Source organism: Microbacterium lacusdiani, from assembly GCF_054779895.1.
The window spans coordinates 155,326-175,787 of sequence record NZ_BAAGXJ010000029.1 but is presented as its reverse complement, the minus strand read 5'-3'; the positions used below and the strand labels follow the sequence as shown (position 1 = coordinate 175,787).

At 71.9% G+C, this 20,462-nt stretch carries 19 protein-coding genes; 5 read left to right on the top strand and 14 right to left on the bottom strand.

Annotated elements, in window-relative coordinates; genetic code table 11:
• Positions 1-62: 62 nt before the first annotated feature.
• From ACYVGN_RS13210 to ACYVGN_RS13190, 5 genes are all read right to left on the bottom strand, one after another.
• Positions 63-557, bottom strand: a complete 495-nt coding sequence (locus ACYVGN_RS13210; protein ID WP_460791303.1) for a methylated-DNA--[protein]-cysteine S-methyltransferase — start codon at positions 555-557, stop codon at positions 63-65.
• The gene (locus ACYVGN_RS13205) at positions 554-2,125 is read right to left on the bottom strand and encodes an AlkA N-terminal domain-containing protein (RefSeq protein WP_460791301.1); all 1,572 of its coding nucleotides are present in this window, start codon (positions 2,123-2,125) and stop codon (positions 554-556) included. The genes ACYVGN_RS13210 and ACYVGN_RS13205 overlap by 4 nt, the downstream gene beginning before the upstream one ends.
• A 118-nt stretch (positions 2,126-2,243) precedes the next feature.
• Complete coding sequence (gene purH, locus ACYVGN_RS13200; protein ID WP_460791299.1) at positions 2,244-3,854, bottom strand: bifunctional phosphoribosylaminoimidazolecarboxamide formyltransferase/IMP cyclohydrolase; 1,611 nt, start codon at positions 3,852-3,854, stop codon at positions 2,244-2,246.
• A 37-nt stretch (positions 3,855-3,891) separates the two neighbouring features.
• A complete protein-coding gene (purN, locus tag ACYVGN_RS13195; protein WP_460791297.1) occupies positions 3,892-4,479 on the bottom strand; it encodes a phosphoribosylglycinamide formyltransferase in 588 nt (195 codons plus the stop codon).
• A 99-nt stretch (positions 4,480-4,578) separates the two neighbouring features.
• Positions 4,579-5,829 (bottom strand): helix-turn-helix transcriptional regulator, encoded by a 1,251-nt coding sequence (locus tag ACYVGN_RS13190; RefSeq protein WP_460791295.1) that lies wholly within the window; start codon positions 5,827-5,829, stop codon positions 4,579-4,581.
• 137 nt (positions 5,830-5,966) lie between these two features.
• On the opposite strand from ACYVGN_RS13190, the gene fdhA reads away from it, so the two are divergent.
• Both fdhA and ACYVGN_RS13180 read left to right on the top strand, forming a co-directional pair.
• The gene (fdhA, locus tag ACYVGN_RS13185; RefSeq protein WP_134746637.1) at positions 5,967-7,187 is read left to right on the top strand and encodes a formaldehyde dehydrogenase, glutathione-independent; all 1,221 of its coding nucleotides are present in this window, start codon (positions 5,967-5,969) and stop codon (positions 7,185-7,187) included.
• A gap of 16 nt (positions 7,188-7,203) precedes the next feature.
• Complete coding sequence (locus tag ACYVGN_RS13180) at positions 7,204-7,608, top strand: GlcG/HbpS family heme-binding protein (protein ID WP_460791293.1); 405 nt, start codon at positions 7,204-7,206, stop codon at positions 7,606-7,608.
• Positions 7,609-7,649: 41 nt separating this feature from the next.
• On the opposite strand, the gene ACYVGN_RS13175 is transcribed toward ACYVGN_RS13180, so the two are convergent.
• Positions 7,650-8,933 (bottom strand): cell division protein PerM, encoded by a 1,284-nt coding sequence (locus ACYVGN_RS13175; protein ID WP_460791292.1) that lies wholly within the window; start codon positions 8,931-8,933, stop codon positions 7,650-7,652.
• Positions 8,934-9,073: 140 nt separating this feature from the next.
• Entirely contained in the window at positions 9,074-9,514 is a 441-nt protein-coding gene (locus tag ACYVGN_RS13170) for a nitroreductase family deazaflavin-dependent oxidoreductase (RefSeq protein ID WP_055992402.1), read from the bottom strand.
• Between the two features lie 76 nt (positions 9,515-9,590).
• Between ACYVGN_RS13170 and ACYVGN_RS13165 the strand changes: the two genes are divergently transcribed.
• Complete coding sequence (locus ACYVGN_RS13165; protein WP_055992399.1) at positions 9,591-10,028, top strand: nitroreductase family deazaflavin-dependent oxidoreductase; 438 nt, start codon at positions 9,591-9,593, stop codon at positions 10,026-10,028.
• 133 nt (positions 10,029-10,161) lie between these two features.
• Here the strand turns inward: ACYVGN_RS13165 and sucD are convergent, their stop codons facing one another.
• The 3 genes from sucD to ACYVGN_RS13150 form a co-directional block, all read right to left on the bottom strand.
• The gene (gene sucD / locus ACYVGN_RS13160) at positions 10,162-11,064 is read right to left on the bottom strand and encodes a succinate--CoA ligase subunit alpha (RefSeq protein WP_055992396.1); all 903 of its coding nucleotides are present in this window, start codon (positions 11,062-11,064) and stop codon (positions 10,162-10,164) included.
• Between the two features lie 27 nt (positions 11,065-11,091).
• On the bottom strand, positions 11,092-12,258 hold the full coding sequence (gene sucC / locus ACYVGN_RS13155; protein ID WP_055992393.1) for an ADP-forming succinate--CoA ligase subunit beta: 1,167 nt from the start codon (positions 12,256-12,258) through the stop codon (positions 11,092-11,094).
• A gap of 191 nt (positions 12,259-12,449) precedes the next feature.
• Positions 12,450-12,608: a hypothetical protein gene (locus ACYVGN_RS13150; RefSeq protein WP_156377179.1), complete on the bottom strand. Its 159-nt coding sequence runs from the start codon at positions 12,606-12,608 to the stop codon at positions 12,450-12,452.
• Positions 12,609-12,743: 135 nt separating this feature from the next.
• Between ACYVGN_RS13150 and ACYVGN_RS13145 the strand changes: the two genes are divergently transcribed.
• Positions 12,744-13,973 carry an acyl-CoA dehydrogenase family protein gene (locus tag ACYVGN_RS13145; protein WP_460791288.1) on the top strand — a complete coding sequence of 410 codons (1,230 nt, stop codon included), beginning with the start codon at positions 12,744-12,746 and terminating at the stop codon, positions 13,971-13,973.
• Between the two features lie 252 nt (positions 13,974-14,225).
• A complete protein-coding gene (locus ACYVGN_RS13140; protein ID WP_460791286.1) occupies positions 14,226-15,677 on the top strand; it encodes a phytoene desaturase family protein in 1,452 nt (483 codons plus the stop codon).
• Positions 15,678-15,999: 322 nt separating this feature from the next.
• Here the strand turns inward: ACYVGN_RS13140 and ACYVGN_RS13135 are convergent, their stop codons facing one another.
• The 4 genes from ACYVGN_RS13135 to ACYVGN_RS13120 all read right to left on the bottom strand — a co-directional run bounded on the left by ACYVGN_RS13135 (position 16,000) and on the right by ACYVGN_RS13120 (position 20,294).
• On the bottom strand, positions 16,000-16,899 hold the full coding sequence (locus tag ACYVGN_RS13135) for a F510_1955 family glycosylhydrolase (RefSeq protein WP_460791284.1): 900 nt from the start codon (positions 16,897-16,899) through the stop codon (positions 16,000-16,002).
• A 76-nt stretch (positions 16,900-16,975) separates the two neighbouring features.
• A complete protein-coding gene (locus ACYVGN_RS13130; RefSeq protein WP_460791282.1) occupies positions 16,976-17,584 on the bottom strand; it encodes a DUF305 domain-containing protein in 609 nt (202 codons plus the stop codon).
• 69 nt (positions 17,585-17,653) lie between these two features.
• Positions 17,654-18,115: a DUF6153 family protein gene (locus ACYVGN_RS13125; protein ID WP_067027609.1), complete on the bottom strand. Its 462-nt coding sequence runs from the start codon at positions 18,113-18,115 to the stop codon at positions 17,654-17,656.
• A 43-nt stretch (positions 18,116-18,158) separates the two neighbouring features.
• A complete protein-coding gene (locus ACYVGN_RS13120) occupies positions 18,159-20,294 on the bottom strand; it encodes a heavy metal translocating P-type ATPase (RefSeq protein ID WP_083991031.1) in 2,136 nt (711 codons plus the stop codon).
• Positions 20,295-20,462: the final 168 nt, after the last annotated feature.

The following is a 20,462-nucleotide window of genomic DNA, read 5'->3' as shown; positions in this document are numbered from 1 at the left end:
GTGGTGGTTGAGCGAGGGAGCGCCAGCGACCGAGTCGAAACCCAGGAACCGCCCCGCGGCCCCTACTCCCCCGCCTCGCGCGCGAGCAGGGCCCGCTTCACGTCGAGGCCCCACGCGAACCCGCCGAGCGTCCCGTCGCCGCGCAGCACGCGGTGGCACGGCACGAACAGCGCGGGAGCGTTGTGCGCGCAGATCGAGGCCGCAGCCCGCACCGCGCGGGGCGATCCGAGCGCCGCCGCGAACTCCGTGTACGTCAGGGGCGCGCCCGGCGCGATCCGCCGCAGGGCCGACCATCCGGCCGCCTGCAGCTCGGTGCCGCGCTGGCGCACCGTCACGGCGTCGATCGCCGCGAGGTCGCCCGCGTAGTACGCGCGTACGGCGTCGGCGGCGCCGGTCTCGCCGTCGCGGACGTCCGCGGGGCGCAGCGCCGGGTGGATGCGGGCGAGCATCGCGTCGGGGTCGGCGGTCCAGCCCGAGGCGAGCACGGCGCCGTCCGCGTCGACGACGAGCGTGAATGCGCCGTCGGCGGTCTCGAGGGTCTGGATGGTGGCGGTCATGATGCCTCCTCCGCGGGCTTGAGCGGCTTTGACTGGTCTTGGGGGTCGAGACTGGTGCTCCCGGCGCCAGTCTCGACGCCCGGGACCAGTCTCAGCGGGGTGGTCGGCGCGGATCCGGCGGGGCCGGCGGCGAGGCGCCACAGGTGCATGGACAGGTACGAGCGCCACGGGGCCGTGCGGGCGGCCCACGCGGCGAGCGCGCGCGGCTCCGCGGGGATGCCCGCCCGCGCGGCACCCGCGCGCAGCGCGACGTCGCCCGTGAGGACGACGTCGGGGTCGCCCGTCACGCGCATGCGGACGTAGTCCGCGGTCCAGGCGCCGACGCCCGGCAGGGCCATGAGGGCGGCGCGCTGCGCGACAGCGTCGTCGCCGGTGGTCAGCGCGAGGTCGCCCGAGGCCAGCGCCGCGGCCGCCCCGGTGATGGCCCGGATGCGCGCGGCCGGGCCGCGCAGCACCTCGGGACCCCGCTCGGCGATGGCGGCCATGGTGGGGAACAGCAGGCGCTGCTCGCCCGCCAGCTCGATGCGCTCGCCCAGCGCCTCCGCGAGGCGCGTGAGGTGGGTGCGGGCCGCCGCCACGGAGATCTGCTGGCCGACCATGGCGCGGATGAGCAGCTCGTGCGGATCGGCCGTGCCCGGGAGCCGGATGCCCGGGCTGTCCGCCACGTGCGGCGCGAGCTCCGGATGGTGCCGGAGCGCCTCGTCGATCGCGAGCGGGTCGGCGTCCAGGTCGAACAGCCGGCGGGCGCGCGAGACCAGGGTGGACAGGTCGGCCAGGCTCTCGAGCTTCGCCTCGAGCCGCAGGCGACCGCCGCGGTGGCTCAGACGGAACCACGCCGCGCCGTGCGGCAGCCGCAGCGTGCGGGCGAACGACGCCTCGTCGCCCTCCTCCACGCCAGGCAGCGCGCGCACGGACATCCACGCGAACAGCCCAGTCGGGTCGAACGGCTCGCGGTAGGGCAGCGCGAGGTCGATGCCCGTCGGCGCGTCCACGGCCGCGCCGCGGCGGCGCGCGCGCAGCTCGGTCGGGGTCATCCCGAACACCTCGCGCACAGTGTCGTTGAACTGCCGCACGCTCGCGAAGCCGGCCGAGAACGCCACATCCGCCGCGGGCAGGTCCGTGCCGACGAGCAGCAGCCGGGCGGTGTGCGCCCGGTGCGCGCGGGCGAGGGCGAGCGGACCCGCGCCCAGCTCGGCGGCGAGCAGCCGCGTGAGGTGGCGCGACGAGTACCCGAGCCGGCCGGCGAGGCCCGACACGCCCTCGCGCTCGACCACGCCGTCGGCGATCAGCCGCATCGCGCGGCCCGCGACGTCGCCGCGCACGTTCCAGTCGGGCGACCCGGGCGCCGCCTCGGGCAGGCACCGCTTGCACGCGCGATACCCGGCCTCGTGCGCCGCGGCGCTCGTGGGGAAGAACGTGACGTTCTCCTCCTTCGGCGTCCGCGCGGGGCACGACGGCCGGCAGTAGATGCCCGTCGACCGCACGGCGGTCACGAACTGCCCGTCGAACCGCGCATCGCGCGACGAGATCGCCGCGTACCGCTCGGCGAAGGTCATGTCCGGGGCCATGCCTCGATCCTGACACGCCGGACGGCGAACGGCTGGCGGTTTTCGGACATGGCGCTTGCGCGACGAAACACCGCGAGGTTGCACTCGAAGGAGTGCAACCTCGCGGGGTGGAGCCGGCTCAGTGGAAGAAGTGGCGCTCGCCCGTGAAGAACATCGTGACGCCGCGCTCGCGGGCCAGGGCGATGGTCTCCTCGTCGCGGACCGAGCCGCCCGGCTGGATGATCACCTTCACGCCGGCGTTCATCAGCACCTCGGGGCCGTCCGAGAACGGGAAGAACGCGTCCGACGCCGCGATCGATCCGGCGGCGCGGTCGCCGGCGCGCTCGACCGCCAGGCGGCACGAGTCGACGCGGTTCACCTGGCCCATGCCGACGCCGACCGTGGCGCCGTTCTTCGCGAGCACGATCGCGTTCGACTTGACCGCGCGGCACGCCTTCCACGCGAACACGAGGTCCTGCACCGACACGTCCTCGGGCACCTCGCCCGCGACGAGCTGCCAGTCCTTCGCGACCGACTCGAAGTCGTCCTCGGGGAAGCGGTCGGCATCCTGCAGCAGCAGGCCGCCCGACACGAGGCGGACGTCCATCCGCTCCTGCTGCCAGTCCTCCGGCAGCTTCAGCAGGCGCAGGTTCTTCTTGTCCTTGAACACCTCGAGCGCGGCCGGCTCGAAGTCGGGCGCCACGATCACCTCGGTGAAGATGTCGCGCAGGTTCTCGGCCATCTTGAGCGTGACGGGGCGGTTCGCCGCGATCACGCCGCCGAACGCCGACACCGGGTCGCACTCGTGCGCGCGCAGGTGGGCGCTGGCGATCGGGTCGAGCGCGCTCGGCGCGGCGACCGCGATGCCGCACGGGTTGGCGTGCTTGATGATCGCGACGGCCGGCAGCACCATGTCGTACGCGGCGCGCAGGGCGGCGTCGCCGTCGACGTAGTTGTTGTACGACATCTCCTTGCCTTGCAGCTGCGTGGCCTGGGCGATGCCGTGGCCGCCGACGCGCGAGTAGATCGCGGCGCGCTGGTGCGAGTTCTCGCCGTAGCGCAGGTTCGACAGCTTCTCGGCCTGGATCGTCAGGTGGTCGGGCAGGTCGACCTCGCCCGCGATGGTCTCCTCGGCGAACCACTGCGCCACGGCGGTGTCGTACGACGCCGTGTGCGCGAACGCGCGCGCCGCGAGCTCCCGACGCTGCGACAGCGACGTGCCGCCCTTGCCGACCGCCTGGATGATCGACGGGTACGACTCGGGCGAGACGACGATCGCGACGTTCGCGAAGTTCTTCGCCGACGCGCGCACCATGGCCGGGCCGCCGATGTCGATCTGCTCGACCACGTCGTCGCCCTGCGCGCCCGAACGCACGGTCTCGACGAACGGGTACAGGTTCACGACCACGAGCTCGAACGGCGCGATGCCGAACTCGCCCAGCTGCGCCTCGTGGCTCTCGAGACGCAGGTCGGCGAGCAGGCCGCCGTGCACGTTCGGGTGCAGCGTCTTGACGCGCCCGTCGAGCATCTCGGGGAAGCCCGTGACGCTCGCGACATCCGTCACGTCGTAGCCCGCGTCGCGGATGGTGCCGGCGGTCGATCCGGTCGACACCATCTCGACGCCCGCGCCCGCGAGCGCCTCGGCCAGCACCAGCAGGTCGGTCTTGTCGCTGACGGAGATCAGCGCGCGCCGGATCGGCACCACATCGCGATCGCGATACAGCGAGGGGTCGTGACGGGGGCCGGCCATGGGTGCTCCTTGTGGATCGGGCGGGTGGGTTGCGGGATCAGGGATGCGCGGCGGGATCGAGCTCGCCGGTCGCGATGCGGCGCACGACGTCGATCAGCAGGCGGCGCTCGAGGGGCTTGATGCGCTCGTGCAGGGTGTCCTCGGTGTCGCCCGGCAGGACGGGGATGCGCTCCTGCGCCAGGATCGGGCCGGTGTCGACGCCGTCGTCCACGACGATCACGCTCGCGCCGGTCTGCGCGACGCCGGCCGCGAGCGCGTCGCGCACGCCGTGCGCTCCGGGGAACTCGGGCAGGTACGCCGGGTGTGTGTTGATGATGCGCGGCTGCCACTTCGCCACCAGCGAGGCGGGCAGCAGCCGCATCAGGCCGCTCAGCACGATCAGGTCGGGCCGGATGTCGTCGAGCCGGCGCCCGAGTTCGGCGGCCCATTCCTCGCGCGACGCGAAGTCGCGGAACGGCACCACGAAGGTCGGGATGCCGAACTCCTCGGCGTGGGCCAGGCCCGCCGCGTCGCGATCGGCGCCCACGGCGACGATGCGGGCGGGGTATCCGGGGTCCTCCGCCGCCTCGAGGAGGGCACGGAGATTCGAGCCCGTGCCCGAGATGAGAACGGCGACCGACAGCACGGTGCTAGTTTCTCACGCCGGACGCATCCGCTCGGGCAAGGGTTGTCTTTGCTTCCCCTTGCGGAGCCACACCATCGCTGCGCCGGGCGCGGGTGCGGTTCAGCGGGCCGCGGGCTCGTCCTGGCGGGCCTGCGCGAAGTAGAGGGCGGTCGCCTCTGCGCGGCTCGAGACGCCGAGCTTGCGGTACACATTGGCCAGGTGGAACTTGACGGTGTTCTCGCTGATGGTCAGCTCCGCCGCGATCTCCCGGTTGCGCAGGCCAGCTGCGACCCGCACCAGGATCTCCTGCTCGCGCGCCCCAAGCGCCCAATCCGCGGAGAGTCCGGCCGGTGCGTGCGGCGGATCCAGCGGGATGACGATGGACAGGTCGGTCCCCCACCCGGGCGTCGCGTCCAGCGCGATGCGCCCGCGCAGCGCCTGGATGCGGTCCTCGACCAGCTGGTACTGGATCGATTCGCGGGACAGTCCTCCCTCGCCGTCGTCGCGCATGTCGATCAGGAGGTTCTTGCCGTCGCAGTCCCACTGCACGCGCACCCGCCCCACCTCGGGGTCGTCGAGCATGGCCAGGATCGTCCCGCGCACCACCGCCCGCGCCCCGTGCGCGACCTCGCTGGGGAGAGGACGCCCGTCGAGCGGCGGCTCGACGAACTGCATGTCGATCTCGCGGTAGCGCACGAGCGGGCCCAGATCGTCGCGCAGCCGCTCGAACGCCGTCGTGACGGGCTCCTCCGCGACCGTCCGGACACGGTCGCTCACCGTGCGCAGGTGGACGAGCCCCGCCGCCGCGATGCCGGTCGCGGTCGTGCGCGCCGCGGCGTCGTCGAGCGCCCGCGAGCGCAGCGCCGCGAGCACGGTCTCGAGAGTGGTCGAATACTCGTCCGCGAGCTCGGCGAGAGCCTCCATCCGCTCTCCCGCCGACATCCGGGCCAGGCGCAGCCAGCTCGGCGGAGCGGTGTCCGCGAGCCGCTGCACCCGAAGGCTCACGATGTTCCAGAGGTCGAGCACCGCCCGCTCGCCCTCCGCGTCGCAGGTGGGGCCGGCGAGCGCCAGCAGCGCGCCGTTGCGCGACAGGGCGAGCAGCACCTCCTCGGCAGCGCCCTCCGCAACCATCGTGTCGCGCCGGACCGTGCCGGGCGACATACGGCGGCGCATCTCGACGAGATCGAGATACGGGACCTGATCGAGGACGGACGACTCTCCGGCGCCGCGTCGATGCCCGCCATCGACATCCGCGGCGAGGATCGTCAGCGCCCGGTGGCCGGCGCCGGGCGCGAGCAGGCGGGACAGCGCCGCCGGCAGCTCCCTGATGGGCCCGTGGATCACCTCGGACAGCTCACGAAGCGTCTCCATCCGCATCCCCTCCTCGGGGCACGAGCCTAGACCTACCCGTTCGGGTGGGGGAAACGGCCCGTCAGGGTGATCGTGTCCCCTGGGCGGGCCCGAGAGGCTCGTCATGCAACCACCCGCACACAGATCGGAGGGCGAAGATGCCTAGGAACAGAGCTGTTGTCTACAAGGGTCCGGGAGAGGTGGAGGTCGTCGACACCGCTTACCCCGAGTTCGAGCTGAAGGACGGGCCGGGGGTCAACCCCGCGAACGTGGGCCGCAAGGTGCCGCACGGCGCGATCCTGCGCACGGTGAGCACCAACATCTGCGGCTCGGACCAGCACATGGTGCGCGGCCGCACGACCGCCCCGGCCGGGCTGGTGCTCGGCCACGAGATCACGGGCGAGGTCGTCGAGGTCGGCCCCGACGTCGAGTTCATCAAGGTCGGCGACATCGTGTCGGTGCCGTTCAACATCGCCTGCGGGCGCTGCCGCAACTGCAAGGAGGGCAAGACCGGCATCTGCCTGAACGTGAATCCGGATCGCCCCGGATCGGCGTACGGGTACGTCGACATGGGCGGCTGGGTGGGCGGGCAGGCCGAGTACGTGCTCGTCCCCTACGCCGACTGGAACCTGCTGAAGTTCCCCGACCGCGACCAGGCGCTCGAGAAGATCCTCGACCTGACGATGCTGTCCGACATCTTCCCGACCGGCTTCCACGGCGCGTACACGGCCGGCGTCGGCCCCGGCTCGACCGTGTACATCGCGGGCGCCGGACCGGTCGGCATCGCCGCGGCCGTGGGGGCGCAGCTCCTGGGCGCCGCGGTCGTCATCGTCGGCGACCTGAACCCCGATCGGCTGGCCGCCGCGCGGGCGATCGGCTGCGAGACGGTCGACGTGTCGCAGGGCGATCCGAAGGACCAGATCGAGCAGATCCTGGGGGTGCCCGAGGTCGACGCCGGCGTCGACGCCGTCGGCTTCGAGGCGCGCGGCCACGGCGCGGACGCATCGCACGAGGCGCCCGCGACGGTCCTCAACTCGCTCATGGACCTCACGGCGGCGGGCGGCGCGATCGGCATCCCGGGGCTCTACGTCACGGGCGACCCGGGCGGGATCGACGAGGCGGCGCAGCACGGCTCGCTGTCCCTGCGGCTCGGGCTCGGCTGGGCGAAGTCCCTGTCCTTCACGACCGGGCAGTGCCCCGTGATGCGCTACAACCGCAAGCTGATGCAGGCCATCCTGCACGACAAGGTGCAGATCGCGAAGGCCGTGAACGCCACGCCGATCTCGCTCGAAGACGCACCCCGCGGCTACGCGGAGTTCGATCAGGGCGCGGCGAAGAAGTTCGTGCTCGACCCCAACGGCTACATCAAGGCCGCCTGACCCAGAAGGAGAGTCCATGTCCGTCACCCTCGAGGACGCCCGTCGCATCATCGCCGCCGCCGAGACGCGCGCGGACGAGATCGGCCAGCCCATGAACATCGCGGTCGTCGACGCCGGCGGCAATCTCGTGTCGCACGTGCGTCAGGACGGCGCGTGGATCGGCAGCATCGAGATCTCGATCAGCAAGGCCTGGACGTCCCGGGCGTTCGACATCTCGACGAAGGACCTGGGCGACAACGCGCAGCCCACGCAGCAGTTCTTCGGCATCCACACGACGAACGCGCACGGCCGCGGGGTCGCGATCTTCGCGGGCGGCGTGCCGATTCGCCGCGACGGAGTCGTGGTGGGCGCCGTCGGCGTGAGCGGCGGCTCGGGGGAGCAGGACCAGACGGTCGCGGAGGCCGGCGCCGCCGCGCTCTGACCGCCCGCGCATGCGAGGGGTCGTCCCGCCGGGGCGGCCCCTCAGCGCGTGCGGGCGTGGTCGGCGTCCTCGTCCGCCCAGCCGGAGGCGAGGCGGTCGAGGCGGGAGGTGTAGGAGCGCGGGGCCAGCAGCAGGGTCGCGGCGCCGAGGAGCACTTCGAGGCCGACGGCGAGCGCGACGGCGCCCGGCTCGGGTCCGACGTGCGCCAGCCGGTCCGGGCCCATGGAGCCCGACGTGAGCGCCGCGATGAGCGCTCCGCCCGCGCCCGCGATCAGCGCGATGCCGGCGGCGAGGAGCGCTCGCGGGGCCACCGGCTCGTGGTCGGCGCCCTCGGCGCGGGCCTCGGCGCGGAAGGCCGTGCGCACGCCCCATCCGGCGAGCGCGCCCGCGACGACCGGCGCGAGCACGGACAGCAGCAGCAGCGGCGATCCGTTCTCCGGCAGCAGGCCCAGCATGGGGACGCCGGGCAGCACTCCGAGCTGCGTGGCGACCGGGGTGACGCCGGTGCCCGCCCCGAGCGCGAAGCCGGGCCCGGCCATCCACGACACGGACCAGCCGATCATGGTGGGCAGGTAGGCGAGCTGCGCGAGCGTGAGCAGGATGGCGCCCAGCAGGTCAACCTGCGAGGACTCGTACAACGCGATCGCCTCGCCGCCGCGCAGCGGGACCGCGACCGCGATGGCGAGCGCGGCGAAGCCGATCACGCCCGCGAGGGCGATCCCGCCGCCGCGGGCGGCGAGCGCGGGCAGCTCACGCCATCCGCTCGGCAGCCGGTCGGCGAGGTCGTGCAGGCGGTCGACGAGGCCCTCGTCGCCCTCGCTCCAGGCTCCCGTCACGGCGCCCAGCAGCATGGGGACCGCGTACACCAGCGTGGGCAGCAGCACCGCGAGCCACGGGTCGACGGCGGCGACGGGGTTGCCGGCCGTGACGTTCGCGATCAGGGCCGCGAGCGCGGTCGTGGCGGTGCCGGCCGCGACGCCCGTCAGCCAGCGCCCCGATCCGAGCGCGCGTCGTCCGGATCGCGCGGCGAAGACAGCGACGAGCACCGCGAACGCCAGCGGCGCGAGCGACAGGACGAACGATCCGGCGCCCTCCGGCAGGCCAGTCTCGACGAGGAAGTCGTCATGAAGGGTGAGCGCCAGCGGCACGAGGTTGCCCAGCTGCCAGATGCGCACGGTGGCGGGCCAGAGCCCCTGCCAGTCGGCGACGCCGCCGAACGTGAACACCCACATCAGCAGCAGCGGCACGAGCACGGCCGCGAACCCCACGATCGCCGCCACGGCGGCATCCAGAGCGGCGAGCAGGGCGACGAGCAGGCGATGCATGACGGATCGACCCTACCCGCGGCGGCCTGCGTGAGCCCTGCGGCTCTCCGGGGTCGAGGCCGGTGGCGGCTTCGTGGGTTGCGACTCGCTTCGCTCGCTCAACCAGCACGGGGGGGAGCCAGCTCCCCCATGTCCGAGGCTCAGGCCTCGGTGGGCTCCAGCACGAACACCGCGATCCGGCGGTCGGTCTTCTTCTGGTACTCGGCGTAGTCGGGCCACACCTCGACGGCGCGCGCCCACCACTCGTCGTACTCGGCGCCGTCGAGCTCGCGCGCGACGTAGTCGCGCTTGACCGCGCCGTCCTGCAGCTCGACGTGCGGATTCGCGCGCAGGTTGTAGTACCACTGCGGCGGCTTCGGCGCGCCGCCCTTCGACGCCACGACCGCGTAGCGGCCGTCGTGCTCGACGCGCATGAGGGCGGTCTTGCGCAGGCCGCCGCTCTTGGCGCCGACCGTCGTCAGGACGATCACCGGCACCCCGCGCAGCGTGTTCGCCTCGGCGCCGTTCGTTGCTTCGTACGTCTCGGCCTGCGTGCGCGCCCACTCGGCGGTGCTCGGCAGGTACTCCCCGTTCAGCGGCATGGCACCAGGGTATTGCCGATCGCGGGGGCGGGGGCCGGGGTTACGCGGACGGACCGGCCCCGCCTAGCCTGGCGGCATGGCGGGCACGTACAAGACCACTCCCCTGCGCCGGCGGATCGACCGGATCATGGCGGCGCTCGGAAGGCGCGGCCTCGCGCCCGCCGGGATCTCGGCGCTCACCGTGGTGGGGCGCCGCAGCGGCCTGCCGCACACCGTGCCGGTCACCCCGATCACGGTCGACGGACGGCGCTACATCGTCGCGCCCTACGGCCCCGTGGGCTGGGTCAAGAACATCCGCGCGGCCGGCGAGGCGACGCTCGAGCGCGGGCGCCGTGCGGAGCGCATCCGGGTCGAGGAGCTCCCTCCGGAGGCCGCCGCCCCCGTCCTGCGCGAGTACGTCCGCCTCGTCCCGATCGTGCGCCCGCACGTCGCCGCGGCTCCCGACGCCGACCTCTCGGCCTTCGCGGCGGTCGCGCCGCGGCATCCGGTGTTCGCGATCACCCCCGTCCCCTGATCCCATGTCTCAGTTCGGGTCGGAATCCGGGCCGGATTCCGACCCGAACTGAGACATGCCGGGTCACGCGGGGCCCCGGGGACGACGAAGGCCCCGTCCGAGCGGACGGGGCCTTCGCGGGTGAAGCTGCTGCTTACAGGCTCGAGATGATCTCGCGCATGAGGGCGGCGGTCTCCGACGGGGTCTTGCCGACCTTGACGCCGGCGGCCTCGAGGGCCTCCTTCTTCGCCTGCGCGGTGCCGGCCGAGCCGGACACGATCGCGCCGGCGTGACCCATCGTCTTGCCCTCGGGGGCCGTGAAGCCCGCGACGTAGCCGACGACCGGCTTGGTGACGTTGGCCTTGATGAAGTCGGCCGCGCGCTCCTCGGCGTCGCCGCCGATCTCGCCGATCATCACGATCGCCTTGGTCTCGGGGTCGGCCTCGAACGCCTCGAGCGCGTCGATGTGCGTGGTGCCGATGACCGGGTCGCCGCCGATGCCGATGGCGGTCGAGAAGCCCAGGTCGCGCAGCTCGTACATCATCTGGTAGGTCAGCGTGCCCGACTTCGACACGAGGCCGATCGGGCCCTTGCCCGTGATGTTCGCGGGCGTGATGCCCACGAGCGCCTCGCCCGGCGTGATTATGCCGGGGCAGTTCGGGCCGATGATGCGGGTCTTGTTGCCCTTCGACTGCGCGTAGGCCCACGCCTCGGCGGTGTCGCCGACCGGCACGCCCTCGGTGATCACGACGAGCAGCGGGATCTCGGCGTCGATGGCCTCGATCATCGCGTCCTTCGTGAAGGCCGGGGGAACGAACGCGATCGACACGTCGGCGCCGGTCTTCTCGATGGCCTCGGCGACCGTGCCGAACACGGGCAGGTCCACCTCGCCCTCGTGCGCGGTCTCGTGCGTCACGGTCGAGCCGGCCTTGCGCGCGTTCACGCCGCCGACGATGTTGGTGCCCGCCTTGAGCATGAGCGCCGTGTGCTTGGTGCCCTCGCCGCCGGTGATGCCCTGGACGATGACCTTGGAGTCCTTGTTGAGGTAGATCGACATCTCTCTAGTCCTTATCCGATCCGGGGCTCAGGCGTTCGCCAGCTCGGCGGCCTTGTCGGCGCCCTCATCCATGCCGGAGGCGAGGGTGACGAGCGGGTGGTTCGCGGCGGCGAGGATGGCGCGGCCCTCCTCGACCTGGTTGCCGTCGAGGCGGACGACGAGCGGCTTGGTGGCGTGGTCGCCCAGGATCTCCAGGGCCTTGACGATGCCCTCCGCGACCGCGACGCACGACGTGATGCCGCCGAAGACGTTCACGAAGACGCTCTTGACCTGCTCGTCGCCGAGGATCACGTCGAGGCCGTTGGCCATGACCTGCGCGTTGGCGCCGCCGCCGATGTCGAGGAAGTTGGCGGGCTTCACGCCGCCGTGGTTCTCGCCGGCGTAGGCGACGACGTCGAGGGTCGACATGACCAGACCCGCGCCGTTGCCGATGATGCCGACCTGGCCGTCGAGCTTGACGTAGTTGAGGCCGTTGGCCTTGGCCTTCGCCTCGAGCGGGTCGGCCTCCTCCTTGTCCTCGAGCTCCTCGTGCTCGGGGTGGCGCACCTCGCTCGCGTTGTCGTCGAGCGTGACCTTGCCGTCGAGGGCGATGATGTCGCCGGCGCCCGACAGGATGAGCGGGTTCACCTCGACCAGGGTCGCGTCCTCGCCCTTGTAGACGTCGTAGAGCTTCACGAAGACGTCGGCGACCTTCTCGACGAGGTCCTCGTCGAAGTTCGCGGCCTTGGCGATCTCGATCGCCTTCTCCTTGTCGATGCCCGTGAGCGGGTTCACCTCGACGCGCGCGAGCGCCTCGGGCTTCTCGACCGCGAGCTGCTCGATCTCCATGCCGCCCTCGACGCTGCACAGCGACAGGTACGAGCGGTTGGCGCGGTCCAGCAGCACCGAGAAGTAGAACTCGCGGGCGATGTCCGCGCCCTGCGCGACCATGACGCGCTTGACGACGTGGCCCTTGATGTCGAGGCCGAGGATCGCCTTCGCCGCCTCGTACGCCTCGTCGGGGGTCTTGGCGACCTTCACGCCGCCGGCCTTGCCGCGTCCGCCGGTCTTGACCTGGGCCTTGACCACCACGACGCCGCCGATCTTCTCGGCCGCTGCCTTCACCTCCTCGGGGGTGTCGGCGACGATGCCGGCGAGCACCGGCACCTCGTACTTCTCAAAAAGGTCTCGAGCCTGGTACTCGTACAGGTCCACGTTGCAATCCTTCGGTGGGGCCACGGGAGGAGACTGGACGTCTCGACGTCGAGAGATCTCGACCGAGATCCCAGCCTACTACCGCGTTCCGGGCGCCCGAGCCGGGAAGGGCCCGGCCCATGCGGTCCCCGGATACGGCGAACGCGGCCCCGGATCATCCCGAGCCGCGTTCGCGAAGTCTGTGCGGGCCGCTACTTCGAGGTCTTGCTGAAGTGCATCGGCAGCGCCATCGCCAGGCAGATCGCCAGGATGCCCGCCGTGAAGACGACACCCTGCCAGGCCTCGATGTTCAGCGCGACGCCGAACAGCGCCATGCCGCCGAGGAAGAGCAGCAGCGAGATGATGAACATTGAGGACCTCCGTGAAGGCGCTGTCGGGAACCGCGTCCAGTCTAGGGCAATCCGCACCCCGGATCCGGCGGCTCCGGATGGCGGAGACCTCCAAACGACGTGTGCCGCGCGGCCGCTCGTGCCTAGCCTGGCGGCATGGCATCGGAGCTCTTCCCGGGCGAGAACGTCCTCGCCTACGACGTGACATCCCCTCTCGACACCGACTACTACGCCGTGTTCGCCGACGTCGGCGGACCCGACCGGGCGCAGTGGTCGCGGGCCCGCGAGGTCGGCGAGGCGCTCGCGCCCCGCATGGCCGAGGCGTGGGACCGCGCCGAGTACCCGCTCGAGGCGCTCACGGCGCTGGGCGAGGCCGACCTCTACGCCGACGGGGTCGATCACCCGGGCGTCACGCCCATGTCGCCGCTCGCGGCCGGCCTCGTGAACATGGAGCTCTCGCGCGTGGACGGGTCGCTCGGCACGATCCTCGCCGTGCAGGGCGGGCTCGCGCTGCGGACGCTCGCGCTGTTCGGCAGCCCGGAGCAGCAGGAGCGCTGGATGGGCCCGCTCTCGCGCGGCGAGGTCCCCGGCGCGTTCGCGCTGACGGAGCCCGACCACGGCTCGGACTCCACGTCGCTCGAGACCACGGCGCGCTGGAGCGACGACGGATGGGTGATCCGCGGCGCCAAGAAGTGGATCGGCAACGGCGCCTCGGGCGGCGTGACGTTCGTGTGGGCCCGCATCGACCGGGCGGACGACCCGGATCACGGGCAGGTGCGCTGCTTCCTGGTGGAGCAGAGCACCCCGGGCTACGCGGGCACGGTGATCACTGGCAAGCTCTCGCTGCGGGGCATCCATCAGGCGCACATCACGCTCGACGACGTGCGCCTGCCCGCCGACGCCGTGCTGCCCGGCACGCATTCGTTCAGGGACACCTCGACCGTGCTGTTCGCGACGCGATCGGGCGTCGCCTGGTCGGCGCTCGGCCACGCGACCGCCTGCTACGAGGCGGCGCTGGCGTACGCCGGTCAGCGCGTGCAGTTCGGCCGCCCGCTCGCGCGGTTCCAGATGGTGCAGGAGCGGCTGACGCAGATGCTGTCGCAGCTCACGGCCATGCAGCTGTACTGCCGGCGCCTCGCCGAGCTCGAGGCGTCGGGCGCGCTGCGCCCCACCCAGGCGTCGCTCGCGAAGTACCACAACACCCGCACGGCGCGGGACATCGCGCGCACCGCGCGCGACCTGCTCGGCGGCAACGGCATCCTGCTCGAGAACCGCGTCATGCAGCACCTCGCCGACATCGAGGCGATCCACACCTACGAGGGCACGGAGAGCGTCCAGGCCCTCCTGATCGGCAGGGACATCACCGGCATGGGGGCATTCGTTTAGAAGCGTCTCGCACGCTCGCGCCGACGCTCCGCGCCGGACACTCGCGAGCGAGGAACGTCGCTGACGCTCCGTTCGGCAGCGCTTCGCGCTGCGATTGGTCGCTTCGCTCCACGCTCGCTTCGCTCGCACGACGGTCGATGACCCGGGCTCGGTGCCGGTCGTTGAGCGGAGCGAAGCGGAGCCGAAACGCCCGAAGCGTGCTCTCGGGTCAAGCCCCCGCCGCGGCGGCAGCGCGTCTGAAAGACTGAATCCATGACGCGCGCCACCGTGGTGGGGAGCGGGCCGAACGGCCTGGCGGCCGCGGTCGCGCTGGCGCGCGCGGGCTACGACGTCACGGTGCTCGAGGCGGCGAAGACGTTCGGCGGCGGCATCCGGACGGCGCAGCTGACGCTGCACGGCTTCCGCCACGACGTGTGCTCGGCCGTGCATCCGGCCGCGCTGACCTCGGAGTTCTTCCGGGCCTTCGGGCTCCACGAGCGGATCGGATGGGTCGTCCCCGACGCGTCGTACGCGCAGCCGCTCGACGGCGGACGCGCGGCCGTCGCGTGGCGCGACATCGACCGGACGGCCGCCGAGCTCGGCCCGGACGGCCGGGCCTGGCTCGCGATGGTCCGCCCGCTCACGCGACACATCGAGGGAGTCCTGGACTTCACGGGCAACCAGCTGCTGCGCGTGCCCCGCGAGCCCGTCACGGCCGTCCGGTTCGGCCTGCGCGCGCTCGAGGCGGGCACGCGGCTCGGTCACCGCACGTTCCGCACGTCGGAGGCCGACGCCCTCCTCAGCGGCGTGCTGGCGCACGCCAACACCCCGCTCCCGTCGCTCGCGAGCGCGGCCGCAGGGCTCATGCTCGCGGCGCTCGCGCACGCCCCCGGCGGCTGGGCCTATCCCATCGGCGGCGCGCAGGCGATCGCCGACGCGCTGGCGGCCGACCTCCACGCGCACGGAGGCCGCATCGAGACCGGGCACCGCGTCCGCGATCTCGCGACGCTCGACTGGGGCGATCCCGCCGCGGGCGACCTGCTGCTGCTCGACACGTCGCCGCGGCTCGCGCTGACGCATCCGGATGTGCCCGAGCGCTACGCGCGCGCCGTCCGCGGCTACCGCTACGGCCACGCGGCCGCCAAGGTCGACTTCGCGCTCGAGGGGCCGGTGCCATGGGCGAACCCCGACGTGCATCGCTCCCCCACCGTGCACCTCGGCGGCACGCGCGCGGAGGTGGAGGCGAGCGAGAACGCCGTGGCGCGGGGCGAGGTGAGCGACCGCCCGTACGTGCTCGCGGTGCAGCCCTCGGTGCTCGATCCGTCGCGGGCACCCGCCGGCAAGGCGGTGCTGTGGGCCTACATGCACGTGCCGCACGGATCGCGGCTCGACCCGACCGAGCACATCACGCGGCAGATCGAGCGGTTCGCGCCCGGCTTCCGCGACCGCATCCTCGCCACGCACGCGGTGCCGGCGTCGCGCCGCGAGGCCGAGAACCCGGCCGAGATCGGCGGCGACGTGCTGGGCGGCGACTTCACGCTGTGGCAGGCGGTGCGGCGCCCGGTCGTGTCGACCGCGCCGTGGCGCACGCCCATGAAGGGCGTCTACCTCGCGTCGTCGGCGACGCCCCCGGGCCCCGGCGTGAACGGGATGGCCGGCTGGCACGCGGCCCGCACCGCGCTCCGCGACGCGGGCGAGCCCGCCCGCCTGACCGACCTGTTCTGAGGCCCCGCGCCGGCGCCGCGCGCCCGGCGCCCCGCCCCGGCGCCGCGCGCCCCGCCCTCTATCCGCCGAGACTGGTCCCCGGCGACGAGACTGGTGTCGGCGAGACCAGTCTCGTCCCCCGGGACCAGTCGAAGCCGTGCGGCGGGTGGCCGGGGCGCTTACGGGGGCGGCAGGATGTCCCCATGAGCCACGACATCCCCGCGCCCATGCTCGCGAAGGCCGTGTCGGCCATCCCGGATCCGGCGAAGCATCCGGGCGGGCTGATCTTCGAGCCCAAGTGGGATGGGTTCCTTCACTGAACCCGGGAAGGCCCGGTTGGACGTCAAGTGTGCGGCTCCGGGCGGAAGATCTCTTCCCAGGTGGTACCGAAGTCACGTGTCGTGACCACGCCACGTTGGTCGACGAGGGCGATCTCGTCGCCCGGCGTGACGGTGAGGGCCTGGGCGGCACCTTCGTACTCGCCTCCGGTGGCCCACTCGCCGCTGGGGAGCTGGTAGACGAGTGTGTTGTCGAAGCTGGTGCCGACCAGTAGCCCCAGGCTGTTCGTCGCGATCAGAACCATCCGCGGCGCAGTCTCGTCGAGCTCGAACGTCGCACCCGCGTCACGGCTGACATAGAGCCCTTCGGGAGTGGTCGCGTAGACGGTGTCGGAATCGTCGGGGTCGGCGAGCATGTCGCGTGCGTCGACGCCGACTCCGTCGTTCCAGGTGCGCCCGCCGTCGTCTGAGCGGTAGACGATGCCGAAGTTGTTCGCGTAGATGCGATTCGGATCGGATTCGCTGATGGCGAGGTCGTGGAAGTCGGCCTCACCGGTGAATGCGACGTTCGTCCAGGTGCGGGCGTTGTCGTCGGAGCGGATGAGGCCGAGATTCTGGCCGGCGAAGTGGTCGGGGCTGTTCGGCCCGGGGTGTCCGGAGGCATAGAGCTGACCGTCGACGGCGGTGAACCCCATGGCGTCGAAGTCGTTGCCGGCGAGCGGCCCGGTCAACTCTGCTGTGGGAGTGAGTGCCTCGAGTTGATAGATGCCGCCATGGCTGGCGATGAGCAGCCCGCCCGTCTCCGGGTCTGAGGCCAGCCCATGGATGTGCTCGAGGGCCACCTGGGTGTCGTGATCGGGGTCCTCGGACCGGATCAGTGCGCAGCCGGCGAAGAGCGGCACGGTGAAGACAAGGGCGGCGAAGGCGGCCAGGCGCCGTCGGGGAACGGCAGTCGTGAAAGGCATGGAAGATCTCCGGGATGGTTGGGCAGGGCGGAGCCGGTGACCACCCGGGCGGGGGTGGCCACCGGCGTGGCGGGGCTCACAGCTGGGTGAGCAGCTCCTGCATCTCGGTGATCTCGGCGGTCTGGTCCTGGACGATCTTCTGCGCGAGCGCGACAGCGTCGGGGTTCTTACCGTTGTCGATCTGGGTCTGGGCCATGTCGATGGCACCCTGGTGGTGCATGATCATCTGCTTGAGGAACAGGCTCGATGCGGTTTCGCCGTCGGCGTCCTCGAGTGCTGCCATGTCCTCTTCGGACATCATGCCGCCGCCGTGTTCCATGCCACCCATCTCGGTGTCCTGTCCCCAGTCTTCGAGCCACTGGTTCATGGTCTCGATCTCCGGGCCCTGGGCGGCCTTGATGCGCTCGGCGAGGGCGACGACGTCCGGATGGACGCCGTCTTTCGCCAGCAGGGTGTCGGACATCTCGATGGCCTGCTGGTGGTGCATGACCATCTCCATCGCGAACGTCACGTCGGCGTCGTTGAACACCGCGTCGCCGGCTTCAGCGGAGGCGCTGGGCGAGCTGCTCGCGCTGCTGCCGTGGTCCATGCCTTCCATATCGGAGCCACCGGTGTCGCTGCAACCGGTCAGGACGAGCGCGGTCGCGAGGATGCCCGCGTGGAATGCAATCGTGCGGATCTTCATGAGGGTCTGTCTCCTAAGTCGTTGTTGAGGGGCGTGCCGAAGCACGGGATCTGCGACAGCAGATGACCCTCAGGTGCGACTGATGGAGAGGACGTTCAGATCGGGAGGAACCGGCGGCGCCTCCGTGAGCGTCGCCGTGGCATGTGGCGGCGCCTGAGCGCGCGCAATGGTGACGACCCGGCCGGGGCGAATGGCGAGGACGATGCTGACGGCGAGCAGGGCGAGCACGCACGCCATGAACGCCATCGCGTCCATGCCGCCCCCGCAGTCGCCCTCAGCGCAGGGATCCGCCGCGGAATGATCACCGGCTGTAGCCGCGTCCGGGCTCGCGACGTCAACCATCGCGGGCTCACCGCCATGGTGCGTGCTCTCGCTGATCACCACAGGAGCGTGGTGGGTGCTGCCGCTGCTGAGCACGTGCATGCCGACTAGGCCAATCAGCACCCCGATGACGGCCGCGGCGGTGAGTAGGAAGGTGCGCGCCAGTGTGGCGCTCGGACGCATCGCCTGGCGCAGCGTCATCACGCTCATCAGCGCACCTCCCTTCCCGCTCACAATCTACGAAACCCGCCTGTCAGGCACCACGCAAGACCGCTGCAGCGGTGATCTCGGGGCGCATGTCCAGCCGGCGCAACAGCTGCGCGTTCAGCGCGACGACGATCGTCGACAGCGACATCAGGATCGCCCCGACCGACATCGGGAGCACGAACCCGAACGGAGCGAGCACCCCGGCGGCGAGCGGGACGGCGATCAGGTTGTAACCGGCAGCCCACCACAGGTTCTGCTTCATCTTCCGGTAGCTTGCCCGCGACAGCTCCATCACCGACAACACCGATCGCGGGTCGTCGCTGGCGAGGATGACACCCGCAGAGGCGATCGCGACGTCGGTGCCCGCACCGATCGCTATACCCACGTCGGCCTGGGCGAGGGCGGGAGCGTCGTTGACGCCGTCGCCGACCATCACGACCTTGCGGCCCTCCTCCTGCAGCTGCTTGACCTTGGAGGCCTTGTCCTCGGGACGCACGCCGGCGAAGAACCGGTCGATGCCAAGCTCCTCGGCCACAGAGGCGGCGACCGCTTCCGCATCGCCGGTGATCATCACGACCTGGACGCCGCGGACGTGGAGCGCCTCGATCGCCTCCCGGGACTCGCTGCGGATCTCATCGGCCAAGCGAAGCGCCCCGGCGACCTGACCGTCGATCAGGATGTGCAGGATGATCGCCCCCTCGCGGCGCCACTCGTCCGCGACGGGCAACTCGGCGGATCCCTCCTGCTCGAGCAGGTAGGGGCCGCCGACCTGTACCAGGTGCCCGTCGACGGTGGCGCGCACGCCGACCGCCGGTGAGGACTCGAACCCGGAGGATCCCGGCACCGCCAGTCGCTTCTCGCTCGCGCCGTTCACGATCGCGCGTGCCAGGGGGTGCTCAGAGTCCGCCTCGGCCGCCGCAGCGAGGGCGAGCAGCCGATCGGCGTCGATCCCGCCGGCGGGGTGCACCGCGGTGACCGCCGGAGCGCCCTTCGTCAGGGTGCCGGTCTTGTCGAACAGGACCGTGTCGATGGTGCGCATACTCTCCAGCGCCAACCGGTCCTTGATGAGCACTCCGCCGCGCGCGGCCCGCTCGGTGGCGATGGACACCACCAGCGGGATCGCCAGGCCCAGAGCGTGGGGGCAGGCGATCACGAGGACGGTGATGGTGCGGACCACGGCCTGATCTGGGAGGCCCAGCAGCGTCCATACCAGCGCGGTGATGACGCCTGCGATCAGGGCGAACCAGAACAGCAGCGCCGCGGCGCGGTCAGCGATTCGCTGCGCGCGGGACGAGGAGTTCTGCGCTTCGGCAACCAGCCGCTGGATGCCGGCGAGGGTGGTGTTCTCTCCGATCGCGGTGATCTCCACGCGCAGGCCCGAATCGGTCGCGACGGTGCCGGCGACGACCTGGTCGCCCTCGGAGCGGCGGACCGGGCGGGATTCGCCGGTGATCATGGCCTCGTCCATGCTCGCGGAGCCCTGCACGACCCGCCCGTCTGCGGGCACGCGGCCGCCCGGGCGGACCACCACGACGTCCCCGACACGCAGGTCGGCGGGGGCGACGGTGACGGTGGTGTCGCCCTCGATGCGCTCGGCCTCGTCCGGCAGCAGCGCGGCGAGGGAGTCCAGCGCGGACGTCGTCTGGGCAAGGGAGCGCATCTCGATCCAGTGCCCCAGCAGCATGATGACGATCAGCAGCGCGAGCTCCCACCAGAAGTCGAGCTCATGGTGCAGGACGCCCAGGCTCGCGCCCCACGAAGCCAGGAACGCGACCGTGATGGCCAGACCGATCAGCAGCATCATCCCGGGCTTGCGGGTGCGCAGCTCGCTGACCGCGCCGGTGAGGAAGGGCGCACCGCCCCACACGTACATCACCGTGCCGAGCACGGGTGAGATCCAGCTCACCCATGCGGCGTCGGGCAGCGCGTACCCGAGCAGCATGGCGAACATGCTCGAGAACGCCACCACCGGCACGGCGAGGGCGAGCATGATCCAGAACAGGCGGCGGAACTGCCCCACGTGATCACCGTGACCGGCATGCCCGCCATGGCCGACGTGCCCGCCATGACCAGCGTGCGCGGCTTGACCGGGATGCGCGCCGTGATTGTGCTCCGCTTGATCGTGACCGCTGTGGTCCTGGCTGCCGTGCGCTGCCGGTTCGGTCGCGACGGCTTCGCGCATACCCTCGGCGGTTGCCTCGGGATCCGTGTGCTCCGTGGTGCTGTCGTGTCCGGCGCGGTTGTGGCCGGTGTGCCCGTGCATGGTGTGATCGTGCTGGCTCATCGGAGCCTCCTCTGCGAGTTGCCGCCGCTGGACGGCCGGGAGGGCAGGAGTGGGTGGATGCTCGGC

Excerpts from the sequence above, each read along its gene's own strand:
- ACYVGN_RS13145 (WP_460791288.1), top strand. The coding sequence starts at position 12,744 with ATGGCATCGGAGCTCTTCCCGGGCGAGAACGTCCTCGCCTACGACGTG.
- ACYVGN_RS13135 (WP_460791284.1), bottom strand. The coding sequence starts at position 16,899 with ATGCCTTTCACGACTGCCGTTCCCCGACGGCGCCTGGCCGCCTTCGCC.
- ACYVGN_RS13210 (WP_460791303.1), bottom strand. The coding sequence starts at position 557 with ATGACCGCCACCATCCAGACCCTCGAGACCGCCGACGGCGCATTCACG.
- ACYVGN_RS13150 (WP_156377179.1), bottom strand. The coding sequence starts at position 12,608 with ATGTTCATCATCTCGCTGCTGCTCTTCCTCGGCGGCATGGCGCTGTTC.
- ACYVGN_RS13180 (WP_460791293.1), top strand. The coding sequence starts at position 7,204 with ATGTCCGTCACCCTCGAGGACGCCCGTCGCATCATCGCCGCCGCCGAG.
- ACYVGN_RS13125 (WP_067027609.1), bottom strand. The coding sequence starts at position 18,115 with ATGAGCGTGATGACGCTGCGCCAGGCGATGCGTCCGAGCGCCACACTG.
- ACYVGN_RS13165 (WP_055992399.1), top strand. The coding sequence starts at position 9,591 with ATGGCGGGCACGTACAAGACCACTCCCCTGCGCCGGCGGATCGACCGG.
- sucD (WP_055992396.1), bottom strand. The coding sequence starts at position 11,064 with ATGTCGATCTACCTCAACAAGGACTCCAAGGTCATCGTCCAGGGCATC.
- ACYVGN_RS13170 (WP_055992402.1), bottom strand. The coding sequence starts at position 9,514 with ATGCCGCTGAACGGGGAGTACCTGCCGAGCACCGCCGAGTGGGCGCGC.
- purH (WP_460791299.1), bottom strand. The coding sequence starts at position 3,854 with ATGGCCGGCCCCCGTCACGACCCCTCGCTGTATCGCGATCGCGATGTG.
- ACYVGN_RS13130 (WP_460791282.1), bottom strand. The coding sequence starts at position 17,584 with ATGAAGATCCGCACGATTGCATTCCACGCGGGCATCCTCGCGACCGCG.
- ACYVGN_RS13205 (WP_460791301.1), bottom strand. The coding sequence starts at position 2,125 with ATGGCCCCGGACATGACCTTCGCCGAGCGGTACGCGGCGATCTCGTCG.
- ACYVGN_RS13190 (WP_460791295.1), bottom strand. The coding sequence starts at position 5,829 with ATGGAGACGCTTCGTGAGCTGTCCGAGGTGATCCACGGGCCCATCAGG.
- ACYVGN_RS13175 (WP_460791292.1), bottom strand. The coding sequence starts at position 8,933 with ATGCATCGCCTGCTCGTCGCCCTGCTCGCCGCTCTGGATGCCGCCGTG.
- ACYVGN_RS13120 (WP_083991031.1), bottom strand. The coding sequence starts at position 20,294 with ATGCGCGAAGCCGTCGCGACCGAACCGGCAGCGCACGGCAGCCAGGAC.
- ACYVGN_RS13140 (WP_460791286.1), top strand. The coding sequence starts at position 14,226 with ATGACGCGCGCCACCGTGGTGGGGAGCGGGCCGAACGGCCTGGCGGCC.
- fdhA (WP_134746637.1), top strand. The coding sequence starts at position 5,967 with ATGCCTAGGAACAGAGCTGTTGTCTACAAGGGTCCGGGAGAGGTGGAG.